14 protein-coding genes and 4 pseudogenes are annotated in these 17,529 nt (G+C 58.6%); 8 read left to right on the forward strand and 10 right to left on the reverse strand.

The window, feature by feature from the left end:
• Positions 1 to 270: 270 nt before the first annotated feature.
• Positions 271 to 474 carry a cold-shock protein gene (locus JOH52_RS26540; protein WP_014531253.1) on the forward strand — a complete coding sequence of 68 codons (204 nt, stop codon included), beginning with the start codon at positions 271 to 273 and terminating at the stop codon, positions 472 to 474.
• Positions 475 to 780: 306 nt separating this feature from the next.
• On the opposite strand, the pseudogene JOH52_RS26545 reads toward JOH52_RS26540, so the two are convergent.
• Positions 781 to 946, reverse strand: a pseudogene (locus JOH52_RS26545) (LabA-like NYN domain-containing protein); the annotation flags it as partial.
• A gap of 437 nt (positions 947 to 1,383) precedes the next feature.
• On the opposite strand from JOH52_RS26545, the gene JOH52_RS26550 reads away from it, so the two are divergent.
• Positions 1,384 to 1,743: an adenylate/guanylate cyclase domain-containing protein gene (locus JOH52_RS26550; protein ID WP_014990308.1), complete on the forward strand. Its 360-nt coding sequence runs from the start codon at positions 1,384 to 1,386 to the stop codon at positions 1,741 to 1,743.
• A gap of 132 nt (positions 1,744 to 1,875) precedes the next feature.
• Here JOH52_RS26550 and JOH52_RS26555 read toward each other — a convergent pair whose 3' ends face one another.
• The gene (locus tag JOH52_RS26555) at positions 1,876 to 2,514 is read right to left on the reverse strand and encodes a TetR/AcrR family transcriptional regulator (protein WP_014528021.1); all 639 of its coding nucleotides are present in this window, start codon (positions 2,512 to 2,514) and stop codon (positions 1,876 to 1,878) included.
• Between the two features lie 180 nt (positions 2,515 to 2,694).
• Between JOH52_RS26555 and JOH52_RS26560 the strand changes: the two genes are divergently transcribed.
• Positions 2,695 to 2,982 carry an alpha/beta fold hydrolase gene (locus tag JOH52_RS26560; protein ID WP_014531255.1) on the forward strand — a complete coding sequence of 96 codons (288 nt, stop codon included), beginning with the start codon at positions 2,695 to 2,697 and terminating at the stop codon, positions 2,980 to 2,982.
• Between the two features lie 563 nt (positions 2,983 to 3,545).
• Here the strand turns inward: JOH52_RS26560 and JOH52_RS26565 are convergent.
• On the reverse strand, positions 3,546 to 4,526 hold the full coding sequence (locus JOH52_RS26565; RefSeq protein WP_014531256.1) for an alpha/beta fold hydrolase: 981 nt from the start codon (positions 4,524 to 4,526) through the stop codon (positions 3,546 to 3,548).
• A gap of 81 nt (positions 4,527 to 4,607) precedes the next feature.
• On the opposite strand from JOH52_RS26565, the gene JOH52_RS26570 reads away from it, so the two are divergent.
• The gene (locus JOH52_RS26570; RefSeq protein ID WP_014531257.1) at positions 4,608 to 5,015 is read left to right on the forward strand and encodes an Rrf2 family transcriptional regulator; all 408 of its coding nucleotides are present in this window, start codon (positions 4,608 to 4,610) and stop codon (positions 5,013 to 5,015) included.
• A 96-nt stretch (positions 5,016 to 5,111) separates the two neighbouring features.
• Here JOH52_RS26570 and stc4 read toward each other — a convergent pair whose 3' ends face one another.
• Together stc4 and JOH52_RS26580 are read right to left on the reverse strand one after the other, a co-directional pair.
• Complete coding sequence (gene stc4 / locus JOH52_RS26575) at positions 5,112 to 6,173, reverse strand: stachydrine N-demethylase reductase subunit Stc4 (protein WP_014990312.1); 1,062 nt, start codon at positions 6,171 to 6,173, stop codon at positions 5,112 to 5,114.
• A gap of 4 nt (positions 6,174 to 6,177) precedes the next feature.
• Positions 6,178 to 7,416 (reverse strand): aromatic ring-hydroxylating oxygenase subunit alpha, encoded by a 1,239-nt coding sequence (locus tag JOH52_RS26580; RefSeq protein WP_014531259.1) that lies wholly within the window; start codon positions 7,414 to 7,416, stop codon positions 6,178 to 6,180.
• 147 nt (positions 7,417 to 7,563) lie between these two features.
• Between JOH52_RS26580 and JOH52_RS26585 the strand changes: the two genes are divergently transcribed.
• Positions 7,564 to 8,442 (forward strand): LysR substrate-binding domain-containing protein, encoded by an 879-nt coding sequence (locus JOH52_RS26585; protein WP_014531260.1) that lies wholly within the window; start codon positions 7,564 to 7,566, stop codon positions 8,440 to 8,442.
• Between the two features lie 292 nt (positions 8,443 to 8,734).
• On the opposite strand, the pseudogene JOH52_RS26590 reads toward JOH52_RS26585, so the two are convergent.
• Together JOH52_RS26590 and JOH52_RS26595 are read right to left on the reverse strand one after the other, a co-directional pair.
• Positions 8,735 to 10,362: pseudogene (locus tag JOH52_RS26590) on the reverse strand (GMC family oxidoreductase).
• Between the two features lie 188 nt (positions 10,363 to 10,550).
• Positions 10,551 to 11,342, reverse strand: a complete 792-nt coding sequence (locus JOH52_RS26595; protein WP_010968061.1) for an alpha/beta fold hydrolase — start codon at positions 11,340 to 11,342, stop codon at positions 10,551 to 10,553.
• Between the two features lie 144 nt (positions 11,343 to 11,486).
• Between JOH52_RS26595 and JOH52_RS26600 the strand changes: the two genes are divergently transcribed.
• Positions 11,487 to 11,954 (forward strand): MarR family winged helix-turn-helix transcriptional regulator, encoded by a 468-nt coding sequence (locus JOH52_RS26600; RefSeq protein ID WP_014528014.1) that lies wholly within the window; start codon positions 11,487 to 11,489, stop codon positions 11,952 to 11,954.
• Positions 11,955 to 11,968: 14 nt separating this feature from the next.
• Here JOH52_RS26600 and JOH52_RS35335 read toward each other — a convergent pair.
• A pseudogene (locus tag JOH52_RS35335) lies at positions 11,969 to 12,748 on the reverse strand (SDR family oxidoreductase).
• Positions 12,748 to 13,068, reverse strand: coding sequence for a nuclear transport factor 2 family protein (locus tag JOH52_RS26615; RefSeq protein ID WP_014531263.1), 321 nt, complete (start codon positions 13,066 to 13,068; stop codon positions 12,748 to 12,750). The pseudogene JOH52_RS35335 and the gene JOH52_RS26615 overlap by 1 nt, the downstream one beginning before the upstream one ends.
• Before the next feature lie 96 nt (positions 13,069 to 13,164).
• Between JOH52_RS26615 and JOH52_RS26620 the strand changes: the two are divergent.
• Both JOH52_RS26620 and JOH52_RS26625 read left to right on the forward strand, forming a co-directional pair.
• Positions 13,165 to 14,068 (forward strand): annotated as a pseudogene (locus JOH52_RS26620) (LysR family transcriptional regulator).
• A 778-nt stretch (positions 14,069 to 14,846) separates the two neighbouring features.
• Positions 14,847 to 16,526 carry a phospholipase D-like domain-containing protein gene (locus JOH52_RS26625; RefSeq protein WP_014531266.1) on the forward strand — a complete coding sequence of 560 codons (1,680 nt, stop codon included), beginning with the start codon at positions 14,847 to 14,849 and terminating at the stop codon, positions 16,524 to 16,526.
• A 509-nt stretch (positions 16,527 to 17,035) separates the two neighbouring features.
• Here the strand turns inward: JOH52_RS26625 and JOH52_RS26630 are convergent.
• On the reverse strand, positions 17,036 to 17,485 hold the full coding sequence (locus tag JOH52_RS26630; protein ID WP_010968054.1) for a VOC family protein: 450 nt from the start codon (positions 17,483 to 17,485) through the stop codon (positions 17,036 to 17,038).
• Positions 17,486 to 17,529 lie beyond the last annotated feature (44 nt).

Genomic DNA, 17,529 nt, shown 5'->3' on the forward strand with positions numbered 1-17,529 from the left:
TTCAACGCGGGCCGACACAGGCCCAGCCGCCACCGCCGCGCCGCGGCCCGCATCGAAAAACCTTCACCAGAGCCGACTTTCATCCCTCGCCTCGAAGGGAGGCTAACGGCCGACTTATAATTCAAGCACAGATCTAACGAGACAATCGTCCCTCTACCGAAGTAATCGCCTGCAACAATGATTAGGAAGGCTTCTGACCGTTGATCAGAAAGCACTTGGGCTATACGTTCGGCGCGCGAGTCATAAGTGCAAAATTGAAGAGGGACTATTATGCCTACTGGCACTGTTAAATTTTTCAACGACGACAAGGGATTCGGCTTCATCACGCCTGAGAATGGCGGAACTGACGTCTTCGTTCACGTGTCTGCCCTGCAGCGTGGCGGCTCGCTCAAAGAGGGTGACAAGGTCAGCTACGAGATCGGTCAAGATCGCAAGACCGGAAAGTCGAAGGCGGAAAACGTATCCGTGCTCTGATCGCTGGACGGCCTCGATTAGCCTGGATCCGAATCGAGCAGCGTAAAACGCTTTGCGTGTTTTCACCGTGGCGCAGTCGCCGCGAACTGGGCGACCGGCGCATTAGTTCGTCTTTGCAATAAGGTCGGTGGAACCCCTCCTCTCGGCGAAGCCCGCCCCGGATAACTGCGGTGACGGCCAAGCATTTTGATCTTGTCGGTGGCGGCGCGATCGACAAGTTTCTTGCGGTTGCGTCGGGGCGGCTATCCGCCCAAACATGAGCGCGTTGTTCGAATTCGTGGCGTGGCTGCCCTTCCTTCCGGCCGTTTCCTGTTCCTCCACCAACGCGGAATAGTAATGGCCCGGAGCAGATAGGCGCGCGTCGAAAAGCCTGGAGCAGCTTGTCATAGTCGATGTCGAAGCCGAGCGCCTTTAAGGCAAAGAGATTGGCGCCGTCGATGAGGAGCGCGATTCTCTCCCGCTGATCGAACATGGCTGCCCTCTTCCCCGCACCGGCTGGGCTCCGGACTCGAGGCAATCAGCTTGCACGGCGGTACAGTCTCCCGAGAAGTGTTGTACACGATGTTTGCACCACTTGCGCATAGTCCGTTCGGCATCCATCTCCCCGCCCGCGCCCCGCTGGCAGCCTGCCTTCGTGCTCGCTTGACGATGCGGCACACTCCCGTCTGCCTTCCCGAGCGCCTTTCTCGTTCCATCAATAAAAGCTAGTATTTCGTGCCTAGGTGTGGAAAGCGCGATGACGAAGGGGCGCATCGAACGGCGACTTGCTGTCATTATGGCTACGGACATCGTCGGCTATTCGCGCCTGATGGAGGCCGACGAGGGGCGAACCCTCGATGCAATAAAGCGACTGCAGCCTCGATATTCTCTCCCAACATCGACGCACGCGGCGGCCGGATCGTCAAGCTCATGGAGGAAGGAGCCCTGGTCGCGTTCAACTCCGCAGTCGACGCTGTGGAGTGCGCGATATCGCTGCAAGAAGAACTGGCGCGTGATCAGGAGGAGCTACCGTCTGGCGAACGCATCGTCCTACGGATCGGCATCAATCTCGCCGATGTCGTCATCGAAGGAGACGATTTGCTGGGGGACGGCGTCTACGTCGCTGCTCGCCTCGAGGCATCGGCCGAGCCGGGAGGGATATGCATCGCCGATGCCGTGCATCGCCAGCTTGGCGGAAAGTGCCGGACCGCCTTCCTGGACGGAGGCGAGATATCCCTCAAGAATATCGCCAGACCCGTTCACGTCTGGCATTCAGGTATACGCCAATAGCCGCGCCGTCGATGTCTTCGGCATCGGCGCGGACATTGATTGCGGTGTTGCCGTTCGAGAATCTCTGCAGCTCGCCGGATCAGACTTTTTTCAGCGACGGCATCACTGAGGACATCATCGGCGGCCTCCAATTTAGTTTCCGAGGTTCAGGTCGTTCAACGCTCGCCGATTCAAAGCAAGTCGTGCCGCTACGCCCGAAACGACGTCCTCTACGACCTCCTGTAGTTCGGCCGGTGTCGCGCCGTCTCGCGCCTGGATCGAGACGCCCTGCATGACCGCAGCCAGATGCCTGGCCAGGCGCTGCAAATCCTGCGGCTCGGCAAAGGGGCAGAGTGCGTTCGCGATCCTCTCGCGCATGGCGTCGCGGCGTGCGGCGGCGACGCGCGCGAGCGCGGCGTTCTCCGGCTGACATTCGACGAGGCTGCCGGAAATCATGCAGCCACGCTCGCGATCGGGATGGGTGACGGCCCTGACAGCTCCCTCCAGCAGGAGCCGCACCGCTTCCTCGAGCGTGCCAGCCGAGCCGACCACAGAAACATCCAGCGCTCCGAACGTCTCCTCGTAGCGGGCGAGCGCTTCCCGGTAGAGCCCGGCTTTGCTTCCGAACGCGGCATAAAGACTAGGGGGGGCAACCCCAATTGCCTTTGTCAGGTCGCCTACCGACACCCCTTCATAGCCGTGACGCCAGAACAGCCGCATGGCGATGTCGACTGCCTTGTCCCGATCGAAGCTCCACGGCCGGCCGCCACGAGATTTTGCACTCTGTTCCATAACGATCACTAAACAACATCTTGACAGGTCTCGTCAAGGCCGATTGAATAACGACCACTAAACAACATGGAGTAAGCCCGGACCACCACTTCGCACGATCTGGCCGAACGCACCGCCGCGACAGCCGATTTCCTCGCCGCCTGCTTTCACCAGCTGCCGGCACCGTCGGAGATGCAGCGCATGCTGGTTGTCAACGGCATGACGTCTCGCGCCGTGAACGAAGGCTTCGTCAGGACTGCGACAATCGATCTCGAACCGGTCTTTGCAGCCTATGCCGGTCCGATTCTGCTGACCCATGGTGTACACGATCGGCTGGTTCGAGTTGCGATGTCAGAACGCATCAAGGCCATTCACAAGAACAGCCGCCTCTCTCTCTACGACAACAGCGGACACAGCCCCTTCTACGAAGAGCCTGCACGTTACGGGCAAGAACTTGCTGCCTTTGTGAAGGCCGCGAACGGGGACTGAGCAGGCCTTGGCTCGCCACGTGAACGTCCTGGAGCCCGAAATCGAGCAGCAGCACCCCGGCAACGAGGAAAAGGATCGAATAAGGCAACAGGCCGATCATAATACATGAGCAGAGCATCAGCGTGAGTGCGACGCCGGTAACACGCTGGCCGAAGCGTTCGCCGGTCCAACGCCCCGCCCTCGTAGCGCCAAGAGCGCCCGCCGCTCCCGCCAATCCGAGCGACTGTGGCGGTCGGTCGGGGCCCTCTGTCGTTTGGCAGTTAATCGCAAGACTCCGGTCTGAGCGGAATCAAATAGTTGTCCCCGCACATAAAACGAGAGTTCGCATTTTGAAATTGAGATCGCGTGCGCATTGTGGCATTTAATTTGAGAACCGCCTTGATGAAGGCGTCGGCTGTCTTCGAAGGACAGGGCTCGTGAAGAACGGCTCTCTTCAATGCAGAGTCTCCAGGGCGGGGTCATGGTGGCCGCTTTGCGCCCCTATGTCAGTCATAGAGGCCGTCATCGTGCCTGCCTGAAAGAAGACATCACCCGGGCGGCGGCGTCCCATCGCCTGTGCGCCACTAGCGGAAATACGCGGATCGCGAAAAGGCGATGATGGCCTCGCTGACCTCATGAGGTTTCTCCTGCGGTGCCCAGTGTCCGCAATCTGGTATCGTGAGGCTCTGCTTGAGATTGGGAACGAGGTCAGGCATCGCATCGATAATCTGCCGCATGCCCGGCATGCTCAAACCGACATCCTGCTCTCCCACCATATAGAGGGCAGGAACCTCGATCTTCAGGCCGCTGAGCGAGCGCTGAAGGTGCCAATTGGCATCGAGGTTGCGATAGTAGTTGAGCGCGCCTCTGAACCCGGTTCTCCTAAAGGAGTTGACGTACTGGGCGAGGTCCGCCTCACTCAACCAGCGCGGTAGCACGTCGGGAGTCGGCAGTGTTGGGAGCAACCCGGTATTCCGTGACACCATGTTGAACGGGTTTGGGGTACCGTCGCCTTCTCTTCGAGGTCCAGCCTCACGCGAGGCGGAGAACAGAATCTTGCGGAGCGTGGCGTCCACATTCCGATCAAGTTCAGCTTCCGCCACTCCCGGCTCCTGGAAATAGAGAGTGTAGAATAGTTCATCGTCGGTCTGGGGAAAGAAGGTCGTGGGCGGCGCGGGAGGGGCGTCCATCATAGGAACACCTATCGCTACAACTCCTTTGAAGCGATCTGGCCGCAAGAGGGTTGCTTGCCAGGCAACTGTGCTGCCCCAGTCATTCCCAACGATGATTGCGTTCTCGCAGCTTAGCGCATCGAGCAGGCCCACCAAGTCCCCCACCAGATCAAACGTCGAATATCGAGTCACCTCGGCCGGACTGTCCGTCTCGCCATAGCCCCGCATATCAGGTGCAACAGCGTGAAAGCCCGCTGCTGCCAGCGCCGCAACCTGGTGTCTCCATGCGTAGGAGGTTTCCGGAAATCCGTGGGCGAAAAGGACGACTGGTCCTTCGCCCTGTTCCTCAATGTGAATGTTAAGACCGTTGACGGCCAGCTTGCGACACGGCATGACGAACTCCCCTGTTGTTCCGAAACAATCTATGTTACAGAAAACGTGACGTCAAGTTTCCGAAACACGGCGAGTTACACAATGTCCGACACCCGTCTTGCCCGAATGCTTCATGTTCTCGTTCATATGCATCTTCTTGGTGGCGGCGAGACCTCGGAGACGATTGCAAAGATGCTGAACACCAACCCGGTCGTTGTGCGCCGGACTATGGCCGCTCTCAAGGAAAAGGGCATTGTGAGGTCAGCAGGAGGACGAAGCGGGGGCTGGCGGATCGCGAAGGGAGCCGACGAGATCACGGTCGAGCAGGTCCACGATGCCCTGCAGACCGGATCAGCATTCTCAATTGCCCTTTCAAGGGACCACATTACCTGTCCCGTGGAAGGTGCGGTCAACACCTTCTTGGATCAGGCCATGGCAGATGCCGAGCGCGCCCTTCGGACACGCTTTGCAGGTACCACTATCCAGGATTTGGCTAATGCCTTCGTCTGAGTTTGTCTCATAGTGGAATGTTGGCATCGGCGAGCTGCACGAAACATCCGTCTCGTTTGGCCGCTCCAACCCAATCTGTTTTAGGGACCGCCTTGCCTATGCTTCGACCGCTACACGGCCCAGGGGCTTGGAGCAGCAAGCGAGGATGAATCCTTCGTCCACGTCCTCATCCGTGATGCCGCCATTGTGCACCATGTGGACCTGGCCTTCTGTCTTGCGCACCTTGCAGGTGCCGCAGATCCCCATCGAGCAGCCCGACGGGATCACCAGCCCTGCAGCCTTTGCCGCCGCCAGTATCGTGTCCGTCTCGCTGCATCTGGTCGTGACGCCGGAGAGGGCGAAGGCGATCTCGGCATGGTTCTGCTCATCGGGGATCACATCCTCGGGGACGTCTTCGGCATGCCCGGGCTCCGCCGTGAAGCTCTCCTGATGGTAGCGGCTCATATCGTAGCCAAGTCCGGCAAGCGCCTCGCGGACGGCCCGCATAAAGGGCCCCGGACCGCAGCAGAACACTTCGCGCTCGAGATAATCCTGCGCCATCAGGCCGAGCATGATCTGATTGAACATGCCCCGGTAGCCGGTCCAGGGCCGGAACGGGTCTGGCTCTTCGACCACCCATTTCAGGTCGATGCCGACGATGCGCGACGCCATGAGTTCCATCCTGTCGCGCAGAATGATCTCGGAGGGTCGGCGCGCGCAATTGATGAAGACAATGTCCGGCTCGCGTCCGGAATCGTAGAGCCAGGTGGTCATCGCCACCATCGGGGTGATGCCCGAGCCGGCCGAGATGAACAGGTATTTATCAGCCGGGTGATGCACGATCGAGAATTTTCCCGCCGGCCCGATAGCCCTGATGCGCATGCCCTTATGTAGATTGTCCAGCATCCACCGTGTGCCGGTGGACCCGTCCTGCGCTTTGACCGTGATCGTCAGTGCGGTTGGCCGCGAGGGTGCAGAAGAGATGGTATAGGTGCGATAGAGCGGTCCGCCCGGCGCGGGCAGTTCCAGAGTGACGAACTGCCCCGGATCATGGTTGAACAGCGCCCCGGAAGGACTTTGAAAGCTGAAGGTCACCACATTGGGAGCTTCCGGCGTGCGCGTGACGCATTCAAGCGGCTCGGCATCACTCCAGAAACTGAGCTGCTTGAACTGGGTCATCTGCTCACTCCGCAGCCACTTGACGCGGCGCAAGGGCGCGCTCCAGCGAGGCCGCATACCAGTCGACGAACTGCATGACGCCGCTTTCCTGACCCGGTGAATAGGGACCGGGCACGTAAGCCGGAGAGAGGATCCCTTGCTGGTTCGTTTCGACGATCTCGCGATCTTCGTCATTGGTGGCGATCCAGACCTCCGTCAGGCGCTTGAGGTCGTAGTCGACTCCTTCGACCGCATCCTTGTGTACGAGCCAGGTCGTCGTGACCTCGGTTTCGGTCGGACTGATCGGCATAACCCTGAAGGTGAGTGAGTGATCCGGCAGGAAGTGGTTCCACGTCGACGGATAGTGGAACATCAGGAGCGTGCCGGCATCCGGCGGGGCAACCCGGCCCAGATGCCGGGAAACAGCGGCCTTGCCGTCCATCGTATAGCTCAACGCCTTTTCCTGCAGCGGCATACGTGCGAGGCGATACTGACCGTCGCCAGCAAGGACGAATTGCGCCGGTGTGCCGGCGGCTTCGCAACGGTCGAAATGCACCTGGAGCTTCTTAGATACTCCGCCATCGGCCTGAACACCGGCAACTTCCGGGTCGAGCGGGAAGGAGCGGCAGAGTGCCGGATGGTTGCTGCTGCAATGATAGCACTCGCGGTTGTTCTCCCAGACCAGCTTCCAGTTGCCTTTCTCGATGATCGTAGAGGTGAACGCGACCTTGGCATCCTTGAGGTCGTGAACCTCCAGATAGGGGCGCGCCAGCTGTGCGAATGTTTGGAAATCCGGCGGCGTATCGGAAAGACAGATATAGATGAGGCCGTCGAGATTGCGCAGGTTGACGGGTTTCAGGCCGTATTTCGAAGCATCGAAATCGGGACCCATGTCGTTCGCCCAGATCAATTTACCGTCAAGCTCATAGGTCCATTGGTGGTAGGGACAGACAAGCTTCGCCACCTGCCCCTGGCGTGCCTTGCAGATCAACGATCCGCGGTGGCGGCAGGAATTATGAAACGCACGGACTTCACCGTCACGGCTACGGACAATGACCACTTCATAGGCGCCCACGCGTAACGTGACATAGCTGCCGGTCCTTGCGAGCTGGCAGGCCGGAACGGCATAGAGCCATTCCCTGTAGAAAATGTGCTGCAGGTCGAGCGCGTAGACCTCGGGCGAGACGTAGAAGGGCTGCTCCAGGCTGAAGCCCGATAGACGGCGATCGAGCCGCTGATGAATCGAGGTCGGGTTAGCTGTCATTGGCAAATTCCCGGGCGATGGTTCAATTCAGATCAATCATGCTTGCAAACCGGACCGTCTGGCAATAGCGTTAAATTTCACTTTGGATTAGCTGAAATAATCTCAAAGCCTACCCACTCCTGCGGGAGAACATATAACGGGACCCTTATGCCACGCCCTTATGAATTCTCTTCGATGACCGCCCTCGTCTGCTTCGAGGCGGCGGCGCGAAATGCGAGCTTCAAGAAAGCCGCTCAAGAGCTGAATGTGACGCCGGCGGCGGTCAGCCACCAGATCAAAGCGCTGGAGATTGACCTTAAATGCAGCCTGTTCCTGCGCCACCACCGAGGTGTGGAACTGACCGAGAAGGGAGCGCTTCTGTTCATCGCAATTGAACGCGGATTCGAGACGATTTCGGAAGCCATTACCCAGATCCGCGAGCGCCCCGAAACCGTCGACGTGACCATCGGCGCGACCACGGCGTTCAGCTCACTCTGGCTCACACCGAAGATTTCGGCCTTCTGGAAGATACATCCCTCCATCACCGTGTCACAGGTCGTTAGCGACGTGCCCGGAATGACCGGCCGCTGCGACTTGACGATCCATTACGGCAACCCCCAGGAGAACGGTGTAGAATACAGGAAACTCTTTCAGGACCACATTATCGCGCTGGGAACGACACGATTTGCCGCCGAGTACCGGATCTCCCGGCTCGAGGCTCTGCTCAAAGCACCCTTGATCCATTCAAGCAGCAAGGAGACTGGCTGGACCAGCTGGCACGACTGGTTTGCCGCACTCGGATTTCCCGCCCCTAAGGGCCGCAGCTTTTACGTCAACAATTACATGATCGCGCTTCAGGCGGCTCAGGACGATGTTGGAGCAGTGCTGGGGTGGGACGGGCTCGTCGGAAGCCTCGTCAACGAAGGGCGGCTAGTCAAGCTCGTGCAAGAAAGCATTCCCTCACCTGTCGGCTTTCATCTGAGGATACATCGGCGCGCGACTGCAAAGGCGCGGCTGTTCGCGGATTGGCTTGCTACGAGCCCCTGACGAGGGGGCAGTGCTCCTGCGAGCCGCCGAGCGTGACGACATTGCCCACACGTTCCACTTACTGCGACCCAGCTTTCGTTGGGCTCCGGACCTGGGGCTGCCTTGGTTGATTATGCAATGGTTGACTGGCTGTTTTCGGGACGAAGCCCAATCGGCCTCAACGACTGGCGTGGGCGCGCAAAGCTGACGTCGCTGAGTGCTCCGTAAGTCTCAAGCCAGGCCGAACCTAGAACGCAGTTGCGGAGAACTCGGCGACCCGCGCAGCAGGACGCCAAGCTCCTCACAAACGAGTTCAAATGGACTGGGCGAGAGGTTCGCTCACAGCTATCAGACCGTGTGTGTTTCGGATCAAAACGGCGGCCCGCTCTCCGATGACAACGCACGGCGCCATCGTGTTGCCATGATCCGGGGCATGATCGAAGAATCCGCGATACGGAGGCCGTCGATACCGTATACCTTGAGCTCATTGTCGACCACCGACATGTTGTCGCGTCCCATCTTGGCTGTGCAGGACTGATGCCAATAGGTGACTGCTGAGCGCCGGATAAAGTCGATCATTCCTGATCTGTCGCGCTGCCCCGGAGCGGTTTCGCCCGTCACCAAAGGTCTAAAGCCATCGCTGTTTCCAAGTTCGCGGCATAATTCCACTGCGGCCAACGCGGCTGCCATGTCTTCCGGCTCACTGAGTGAGTTTGGCTCAATCAGGACGGGGTCGTTTATATCGGGGCCAGAGAGCCTCAATCGGCCGCGGCTTTTCGGCTGTGCGAGACCATTGAACATGGTCCAGCCGTGCTCCGGTGTTTCGAGACCGGCCTCAAGCGGCGACGGGACGGCGAACTCCAACTGGCACTGGAGGACGTCAGGCTGGGACAGACGTGCGTCACTCTTCCAGTAGAGGTTTGCCTCGCAGCCGCTACCCCCCACTGCTTCCGGTTTTCGGTAGGCCCAGGTGCAGCCGAAGGCGAGATGATCCTGATGATTGCGACCAACACCCGGCAGGTGTTGCACGACTGGGATGCCATGCGATTGCAGTTCGTTTTCCGGGCCGATTCCGGACTGCATAAGGACCTTCGGCGTATTGATCGCGCCAAGTGACAGCACCGTTTCGCAATGCGCCATGAACTGGCGTCGCCGACCATCGATCAGAGCTTCCACACCTCTTACCCGCTTACCATCGAAGATGAGACGCGTAACCAACGCCTCGGTGATCACCATCAAATTTGGACGCGACAGCAGCGGATCAACATAGGATTCAAACACCGTTTCCCGCTTGCCCTTCCGGATACGCAGTTCAGCAATCGATGCACCGCCAGATGCCTCCATCATTTCGCCGTTCGTGGTATTATAGAGAGGTATCCCTATGGCAGATGCCGCGTTCAACAGGGCCTCCGCCACTGCCTGCGGAGAAGTAGGCTGCGCCACATATGCAGGCCCACCTACCCCGCGACGAGTAGGGTCCGGAGCGCCTTGCCAGTTTTCGATCCGGCGATAGTAGCCAAGGATCGACTGATAGCCCCAGGCGTCATCCCCGGCCTCTGCGGCAAAGTGATTCCAATCTTCCTTATGTCCCCTGGCCCATACCATGACGTTGATGCTCGAACCGCCGCCAAGCCCTTTGCCCATGCTGAGAGGAAGTCGTCGGCCATCCAGACCAGGTGTCGGTTGTCCAACGAAGCCCCAGTCCCGGCTGGAGCCAAGATTCAACGGCCATTGCGCAGGGTTCGATACTGTCTCGGATTTATGATCTCCACCTGCTTCGAGCAGGAGAACGCTCGCGTTTCCATTCTCTGCCAGGCGCGCTGCAACAACCGAGCCGCTGGACCCAGCGCCGCAGACGATGAAGTCGAAGACATCGCCGACCGTGTTGTGCGCGAAAGACGTATTTGCAGGTACATTTTCATCATGGGTATACAGTTTCACGTGAGTTCCTCCGTAAATTAATTCTGGTAAAGTTGCTGAAGTGGTGGTCGCGAAAGACGAGGAAATGCTCATGGATCTTGGAAGGATCCGACGCCCTACCGGCATCTCGCTCGGGCCTGCGGTCTGTTTAACAGATTTGTTTCAGCGTCATCGGGAGGGTCTCGACCTTCCCGATGACGCGAAGTCGATCATTGCTTTTTCGCCGACACGGTCTTGGCGGCCTGATCAATGGTATCGGCGATGGCCGCAGGCTGCGTCATGAACAAGGCGTGGCTTGCCGACACCTTGGTGATCTTCGCCTTGATGCGCTCAGCCATGTGGATCAGCATGGCCTGATCAAAAGCTTTGTCCTCGGTGGCAATAACAGCCCAGCTAGGCTTGGTGCGCCATGCCGCATTCTCGAGCTTCGTGGCGAACGCCGACATGTTGATTGGCACCTGCGCGTCCCTCATGAACGCAACATCGGCATCGCTGACGTCATGAGCGAACCCAGCCTTGAACTTTGCCGGGCTGACATATCCAAAACCATCCTTTGTGGTCTCGATGACGAACTCCGCTGCCGGAGCAAATCCTTCGTATTGCTGAGCCGTCGTTTCGCCGGCATCGGGTGAGAGAGCGGAGACATAGACGAGACCGGCAACCTTCGGATCGATGCCAGTCTCCGTGATGACAGTACCGCCCCAGGAATGTCCGACGAGAATGACCGGACCATCCTGCCGCTCGAGCGCACGTCTGGTGGCGGCAACGTCGTCTTCGAGCGAGGTCAGAGGGTTCTGGACGATTGTGACGCGATAGCCGCGCTTCGTAAGATTGTCGTAAACGCCCTTCCAGCCAGAGCCATCAGCAAATGCGCCATGGACGAGCACAACGTTTTTGACGGCCTGGCTTTCAGGGATGGTGTCGGCGGCGTTTGCGGGCATTGCGGCGGATATGGCGGCGGCTGCGATTGCGGCAACGGTGGTAGTGGCCGTGCGTGTCATGGCTTTTTCCTTTCGTTGATAGCGATAACTGTTATCGCGATATATTTAAGTTGTCAGATATTGAACTGCTCGTCAACATATTTCTTATCGCGATATTGGTTTTCGCGGTAACCTTGATTATATTGGTGCGCAAAGGAGCCCAGAATGACCAAACCCCATAATGATCCACCGCCATTGCACGATCAGTTGTGCTACGCGATTTACACTGCTGGCATCGCCATTCAGCGCGCCTACAAGCCCCTCCTCGACGAATTGGGCCTGACTTACCCGCAGTATCTCGTGCTCAACGTTTTGTGGAGCGAAGATGAGCAAACGGTCGGCGCCATTGCCAACACCCTTGCACTGGAATCCAGCACTCTTACACCACTCTTGAAGCGCCTTGAGACATCCGGCTTGTTGCGCAGGACCCGAAACCTCAGCAACGAGCGGCAAGTGGTGATCGCGTTGACCGAAAAAGGTCGGGCATTGCAGCACAGGGCAGGCTGCCTCAGCGACACGTTGCTTGCAGCTTCGACCCAGACGCCCCCGGAGTTGGCCGCTTTGAACCGCGACGTGCGCTATCTCCGCAACGCGATCTACTCGCAGATTGGCGGGTGGGACACACCCGCCTGATCTGCAGGGGGCGCCTACGCCGTGGGCACCGTACCTCCGTCGATCGTGTATTCGGTACCCGTGATCGAAGATGCGCGGTCGGGGGCGAGGAATGCGATCAGATCTGCGACCTCTTCAGGATTCGCCGGCCGACCAAGCGGAATGCCACCCAGTGCATCCATGATGATCTTCTTGCCGCCTTCCAGATCAGTACCGGCTTGCTTAGCCAAGCGCTCGGCCAAACGGACTGAGGCCTCCGTTGCGATCCACCCAGGCGACACCCGCACGACCCGGATACCTTTGGACGAAATTTCCTTCGCTATCGACTTGCCGTAAGTCGAAAGCGCTGCTTTTGCCGCTGCATACGCGGTCGTCGATTCCGGAAGCGGCATGACCCCCTGGATGGATGTCACGTGCACGACCACCCCGCATCCTCGGGCAACCATGTCCGGGACAAGGAGCCGATCAAGTCGAACAGCCGGAAACAGATTGAGTGACAGCTCCTTGTCCCATTCTCTTCGGATAGCGCCGCAAAGCCACCCCCGGCTGCTGAAGAGCCTCCAAGCATATGGACAATGATATCGACGTCACCCAGGCGCTGACGCGCGGCGTCAGCAACAATTGCACATCCTTCTTCGGGTGGTCAGGTCAGCTTCTACGAACAACTCTTCCGGGAGGCTTTCCGGACGCGCCCGCGCCGTCGTCAGCACCTGTGCACCGAGTTCGCGAAACAGGTTGACCGTCGCAGCGCCGGCGCCTTTCGTTGCAGCGGTGATGAGCGCGCGTTTACCTCTAAGATTGAGAAAATCGATCATCACTTGATCTCCAGTCTGGCGATTTTGTCGTTTTTGGTGGTGAAGGCGAAGGTGAGCGTCACCGGACTGCCGGGGAACTGACCGCTTACATTCGCGCGGACGAGCGCTTTGTCGCCGTCGCGTGTGGCTTCGACAGGGTCAGCGACGTAGTTGGTCGCTGTTTTCACAGCCGCCCACCATTGGCGAATTGCGGCAATGCCTCGGTGGCGAGCGCCTTCGTCTTCGACAACTGCGTCATCCAAAAAGGTCTCTGAAAACGCTTCCACATCATTGCGGCGGTCGGCGTCAAAGTACGCGGTAACTGTTGGGGGCATATCCATTGTGTTTCTCCACATGATCTGACCAGAAACTTACCCCTCGACCATTGCACAGATAAGTGGGATAAACCGGCGTGCGATAGTGAACAAATCGGGACAATGGAACAACCCAATCTCAAAGAGCTGGAAGCGATCATCGCGATTGCACGGCGCGGCACATCCCGCGCAGCGGCCATCGATCTCGGCATGTCCACGACAGCGCTAAGCCACACAGTAGGCAGACTTGAAGCGGGACTCGGCGTCCGATTGTTCAACCGAACCACGCGCAGCGTCTCGCTGACGGATGCCGGCAGGCTCTTTATGCAACAGGTCGCGCCTTCCCTTCAGGATCTCCGTACCGCTCTGGAGACCGTGCGCTCGCAACGCGAAACACCTTCCGGAACGATACGTATCAACGCAGCACCCTTTGCCGCGCGCGCCATCATCTCACCGCTCGTACTTGAGTTCCTGCGCCCTTATCCAGACATGCACGTCGATATCGTCACCGAGGGAAAATTGGTGGATGTCGTCGGCGACGGATTCGATCTAGGCGTCAGGGTTGCGGGCCTTGTACCCACCGACATGATTGCCGTTTCGCTCGGCCGGCCACAGCGACATGCGGTGGTCGGCTCTCCCGAGTAGTTCGAGAAGTATGGGAAGCCACTGGCCCCCCGACCTTTTCAATCACAAATGCATCCGCGTTCGTCTTCCCGATGGATCACTGTTTCGGTGGCGCTTCGAAAAGGACGGGGAACAGGTGCAAATTGATGTGCGCGGCCCGATAACGTTGGATGAAGCGAGCCTTACGAGAACCGCCGTTCTCGATAGTGCCGGCGTAGGATACATTTTCGAACAAGACATTCTCCCGGACATCGACGCGGGGCGCGTTATCCGTATTCTGGAAGACTGGACACCGCCCTATCCGGGGCTTTGCCTCCACTATCCTGGGCGGCGCAATCTATCGGCTGGGGTCAGGGCTTTCTTGGAACTAGCTCGTGAACTCTCGCGACGGGCGACCGGGTGACCCGTCGATGGAGCGCCACACTGCGCCAACTGCGTCGCTTTGAAGGTATTAGTACTCCCGACCCAGCGACTAACGCACAAGGATTGGTAACTATGATAGCGCCTTACGCAGGTTCTCGGCATTCAATGGCAGGTGTTCGGCGACAGTCATTTCGATGACATCTGACACCTCAGCGACTTTCGCGAGAAGACTGACGACGGTATCAAGTGTGAGCCTGCCCGTCGACGATACTCTCAGCTGCTCAGATAGGCCTTCGGGGTTGCTGTCGTCGCACGGCGCACGCGCCTCCTATTGCGCGTTCCGGACGATCATTACGAAAGCAGACTGACTGCTTCCCAGAACCCAAGGGGGTGGTGTGAACGACCGGAGTGAGGGCGCAAAGCGGCCTATCCGAATTGCCGCTGGCGAAGGCCAACAACGGGTCCGGACTCCCGATTCAGGCTTTGGCGGAAAGGCAGAGAAGGTAAAGGGGCTGTTCTTCACGAGCCCTGTGCAGTCTTGTTGCGAGGATATTCATGTTCGGGGCTAAAACGATCGCATAATGTATCGTCGGGAACGACAGGGATTGCCGCTAACAGCGCCTCCGATTGGAACTGCGCGGCGGCCAGTAGGCGATCGATTTCACTGGGCGGCGACACTGTTGGGGAATGCGTGCCGCCGAGAACCTTTCGACGACGCCGCACCAATTGCCCCCGATTGTCGCATATTCTACCTTCCCTTGCAGGATACGCACCTGGTGAGAAGCTCCAGTCGGCGCCGATTCCTCGGGGAGGCAAGGATGCGGAAGAAGGGCAGTCGCAACGGTGTCACGGCACTCGCGGTGGCCGGCACGAATGTCGTTGTTCTCGGTTGGGACATGAGCGAGGAGGATATCCGCACGCGCGGTATCTTAGGTTTTGCCATCCAACGCACCCGACATGAGGATGGCGAGAAAATATGGCTGTCAGGTCTGAAAACGTTCGAGAGCGTCGACCCGCATCCGGATCCGGGAGTTCCGGTGTCGTCGTTCTGGCATCCTTTGCAGACGTTTCAGTGGTCCGACTACACACCGTCACCCGGGAAAAAATACACGTATAGAATCGTAGCAATGGGGGGTCAGCCGGGTGCCCTGGTCGAGGCCGCGGACGTTTCCCTCGAGGTGACGACAGAACGTATTGACCAAGGCAAGCACGCGATCTTTTTTAACCGCGGAGCAATCGCGTCGCAGGAATATGCCCGGCGCTTCCAAAACCTCGCGCCCAATCAAGTGGGCCAGGCAGCCTACGATTGGCTATCGCGTGGTTTGGTTGAGGGGCTCGAGGCGTTCCTGAGTCAGGCAGGCCAAGGAGATGAGCTCTATGGCGCCATCTTTGAATTCGAGAACAAGCGAATTCATGTCGCGATTAGGGCAGCCCATGATCGTGGCGCCAAGATCAAAATCCTTTACGACGGCGACAGCCAGCGCGAGGGCAACGAAGATGCGCTGAAGGGCTCAGGGATCGCGGGTCTTACCAAAGCTCGCACCCGATCCGGGCAGTTCGCGCACAATAAGTTCTTCGTGCTCCGGCGAGCCGGAAAATTCTCCGAAGTGTGGACCGGCTCGACCAACCTCAGCGACAATGGAATTTTTGGTCATTCGAACAATGCACATATCATTCGAGACCAGAAGATCGCAGAAGCCTATTTCGCGTATTGGGAAGTCCTAAATAAGGACAAGACGGTTCGGCCGACCGCAACGGCCTCCACAGCGATTTCGCCAACCCCACCGCAGCAGATAAACACGTCAGGCGACACCGTCGCCGTCTTCTCCCCACGGACCGACCTTGCCGCTCTCGACTGGTATGCGCAGCTTGCCGGAAATGCGGAGCGGGCTCTTTTCACCACCTTCGCATTCGGCATGAACAGCCGGTTCGTAACCGTCTATGACCAGACGGACGACGTATTACGCTTCGCCCTCATGGAGAAAAAAGGCAATGGCAGGAACTATAAGGTCCAAGCGGCCGAGGTGGATCGGATCCGGAAGCGACCGAACACCACAGTTGCGGTTGGCAACTACATCACAACCAACGCATTCGATCGCTGGTTAAAGGAAATCGATCGGGTCCAGGACGATGTACACGTTCGGTTCGTTCATACGAAATACATGCTGATCGACCCCCTTGGGTCTAAGCCGATCGTCATTGTCGGATCTGCGAACTTCTCCAAGGCATCGACCGACACGAATGATGAGAATATGCTGGTCATTGAAGACAACGATGCCGTCTCCGACATTTACCTCGGTGAGTTCATGCGACTGTTTTCACACTATGCGTTCCGAGAGTCGCTTACCTTCAAGAAATCGAACAAGCCGGCCGACATTCTGCGGCGAAAGCATCTGAAAGAAGACCACTCCTGGATTGACGGAGATGGCGGCAATTCAGGTTACTTCGTTCAGGGCTTTGACCGCGCTCTTCGACGCCTTTATTTTTCAGGCCAGTGAAGCGGGAAAAAGGAATCCGGGAGGCTGCGTACCGATAGGGGTCCTCGTCGCAAGCACCCGACGTAATCTCATTTGCAGCATGGCCGTTTCGGGGGGAGCAGTGGATGCTCGTTGGAGTGTTGCGCGTTCGCCGACCACAGAAAACGGCTGATCACTACCGCACTCTTCTGGCGCCGATGAGCATGTGCTGAAGACATAGGGGTTAGCCGGTTTGAGATTGATTTAGCAGCCGGTCTACTGACCAGCAGTGGCCGCAATCAGACCCGGCCTTCTCGACTAGAAAGATCGAAAGATCCCATAATGCATCGAGTGGAATGCCGGGAACGCGCCCGAACGGTGCTGAAGTTCTCAGCGCGGACGGTGAAGGAGGAACACGCCGATGAGCAGGCCGAGCCCATAGTGCCGCCCATCTCCCGGCTGCAAAAGGCGGTGCGACAGACTGTCCTCGCCTGCGCTGTTCTCCAAGGGAGCCGTGCCGGCTCTTCCAGTTCGAGTTCCGTCTGCCCGGTTCACGCTCCGGTCTGCTCGTTCCAGCGGCGCTGCATCTCTTCCAGCGCCACATCCTCGATCTTCTGCGAAAGCATCCACCGATGGCCGAAAGGATCGACGACCATGGCGACGCGCTCCCCATAGCCTTGATCTGCAGCGGCACGCAATGCGACGGCCCCCGCGTCGACGGCCCGGGCAAGATCGGCATCGACCGCCAGAGTTGCGAGGTGGAAGGTTACGGGAGAGCCACCGATCGTGTCTGGGCTCAGTGCACCGAAGTCGGGATACTCGTCGGCAATCATGACGGTGCTTTCGCCGATCTTGAGTTCCGCGTGGCCGATCCGACCGTCGCGCGGGTCGGTCATCCGGAAGAGCTCCTCGGCGCCAAAGGCGCGACCGTAGAAATCAATCGCTACGCGAGCATTCTTGACGATGAAGTAGGGGGTCAGGGACGAAATCGAGGTGGACATGGACGGCCTCTTGTCGCTGGCGTATAGTTACGTTACGTTACGTT

The sequence above is a fragment of the Sinorhizobium meliloti genome, from assembly GCF_017876815.1.
In the GTDB taxonomy this organism is placed as follows: Bacteria; Pseudomonadota; Alphaproteobacteria; order Rhizobiales; family Rhizobiaceae; genus Sinorhizobium; species Sinorhizobium meliloti.

Excerpts from the sequence above, each read along its gene's own strand:
- JOH52_RS26615 (WP_014531263.1), bottom strand. The coding sequence starts at position 13,068 with ATGGATATGCCCCCAACAGTTACCGCGTACTTTGACGCCGACCGCCGC.
- JOH52_RS26555 (WP_014528021.1), bottom strand. The coding sequence starts at position 2,514 with ATGGAACAGAGTGCAAAATCTCGTGGCGGCCGGCCGTGGAGCTTCGAT.
- JOH52_RS26540 (WP_014531253.1), top strand. The coding sequence starts at position 271 with ATGCCTACTGGCACTGTTAAATTTTTCAACGACGACAAGGGATTCGGC.
- JOH52_RS26565 (WP_014531256.1), bottom strand. The coding sequence starts at position 4,526 with ATGCCGTGTCGCAAGCTGGCCGTCAACGGTCTTAACATTCACATTGAG.
- JOH52_RS26600 (WP_014528014.1), top strand. The coding sequence starts at position 11,487 with ATGACCAAACCCCATAATGATCCACCGCCATTGCACGATCAGTTGTGC.
- JOH52_RS26560 (WP_014531255.1), top strand. The coding sequence starts at position 2,695 with ATGCTGGTTGTCAACGGCATGACGTCTCGCGCCGTGAACGAAGGCTTC.
- JOH52_RS26630 (WP_010968054.1), bottom strand. The coding sequence starts at position 17,485 with ATGTCCACCTCGATTTCGTCCCTGACCCCCTACTTCATCGTCAAGAAT.
- JOH52_RS26580 (WP_014531259.1), bottom strand. The coding sequence starts at position 7,416 with ATGACAGCTAACCCGACCTCGATTCATCAGCGGCTCGATCGCCGTCTA.
- JOH52_RS26625 (WP_014531266.1), top strand. The coding sequence starts at position 14,847 with ATGCGGAAGAAGGGCAGTCGCAACGGTGTCACGGCACTCGCGGTGGCC.
- JOH52_RS26595 (WP_010968061.1), bottom strand. The coding sequence starts at position 11,342 with ATGACACGCACGGCCACTACCACCGTTGCCGCAATCGCAGCCGCCGCC.
- JOH52_RS26550 (WP_014990308.1), top strand. The coding sequence starts at position 1,384 with ATGGAGGAAGGAGCCCTGGTCGCGTTCAACTCCGCAGTCGACGCTGTG.
- JOH52_RS26585 (WP_014531260.1), top strand. The coding sequence starts at position 7,564 with ATGCCACGCCCTTATGAATTCTCTTCGATGACCGCCCTCGTCTGCTTC.
- stc4 (WP_014990312.1), bottom strand. The coding sequence starts at position 6,173 with ATGACCCAGTTCAAGCAGCTCAGTTTCTGGAGTGATGCCGAGCCGCTT.
- JOH52_RS26570 (WP_014531257.1), top strand. The coding sequence starts at position 4,608 with ATGTCCGACACCCGTCTTGCCCGAATGCTTCATGTTCTCGTTCATATG.